The following is a 1,260-nucleotide window of genomic DNA, read 5'->3' as shown; positions in this document are numbered from 1 at the left end:
GGACTTAAATCCTGATAAGGACCAAACAAACGGTACAAATTATACAAGCTGAACAACAACCAGCTCCGGACAGCAAGCCCATACTGAGTAGTGAAATACGGATCGAAGTGATTGGGACTAACATTTAATATCTTCATTCGATACGTCACTACTTCATCTTCCTCACTTTTACTCTTTCCGGTCTGGAGCCACCACCGGTTTGTTTTGAGCGGCACGTAGAAAACTTGTCCTGTTGCCAGTAGCTCGAGTTTGAGCACTGCCCAGAAGGCCGCCCCTTCCAGCTCATTAACGTCGTAGCCTGCCTTGGGGTCGTTCAGCACTGACTGATCGACGCAAAAGTCTTTGAGGTTAGAAGCATTCGGACCTCTGAGTAAGCTGGCCAAATTATAGTATTGGCTATCGCTATCAACGCTGGACTCCCCATACAACGGCTTGACCTCAGGAAACCCCAAATCACGTTCGCAGTATTGCTTGCCGCAAATACCTGATGAAGCCCCACAAGAAAATTCGTATCTGGATTTTGAATTAACCGTCGAAGCCGAAGGCGCCGAAGTTGAAGAACCCTTTGTCGAAGAGACCGCAGCCGTTGAGGCGATAACGGCAGGAACAGACAAGGTAAGGGTCAAGCTTGCACAGGAGACTTTCAACAGATTCATGACTACAATCCTCACAGCTATTGACACACTCTTGAGTATCCATCGCTGATCAGTGAGACTAGTCCATCTATACCTGAATGCCAAATTAGCCAAACGACGAATTCAAAAACAGGAGAAGTGGAGCCGTCATTTTTTTCACAAAAAGCGCCGATTTAACCAGGCTCCTCTTGGTTATAGGAAAAGCCCATCGCCACCGGTGCCTGCTCTTCATAGTTTTTTGTTGTGACGCCATACTGGCTGTCAGTATTAACCATCTCTGACTGTCAGGTTGCAAAGCCTGGATATTGAATGGAACTATGGGAATGGAATAAAAAAAGGCGGCTTGGGACGAGCCGCCAAAACGATGAGGATATGCGAGTTACTGGTAGCTGTTTACCAGTTAATCAGGTCAAAAAGTCTGGTTTCGATAGGCATCTCCTTTATTAATAATGAGAATGATTCTCATTCTATACCTAGTCAAACCGTTTGCAAGTTAATTTTTGTTTTTTTGAAAAGTAAAAGCTTCTTACCACTCATTGCAGGGCTGCCCAGTAGCATTCACTGATTCAATGTTCAGCTTGTATAATTTGTACCGTTTGTTTGGTCCTTATCAGGATTTAAGTCC

At 44.9% G+C, this 1,260-nt stretch carries 1 protein-coding gene; it reads right to left on the bottom strand.

Annotated features, from left to right (window positions below):
* Positions 1-656: hypothetical protein (locus KDK16_RS10725; RefSeq protein WP_257276088.1), on the bottom strand; the 656-nt coding region annotated here is incomplete at its 3' end.
* Positions 657-1,260 lie beyond the last annotated feature (604 nt).

The sequence above is a fragment of the Endozoicomonas sp. SESOKO4 genome (genome assembly GCF_024606275.1).
The sequence above is the reverse complement of the archived record's forward strand: the minus strand, read 5'-3'. Positions and strand labels throughout refer to the sequence as shown.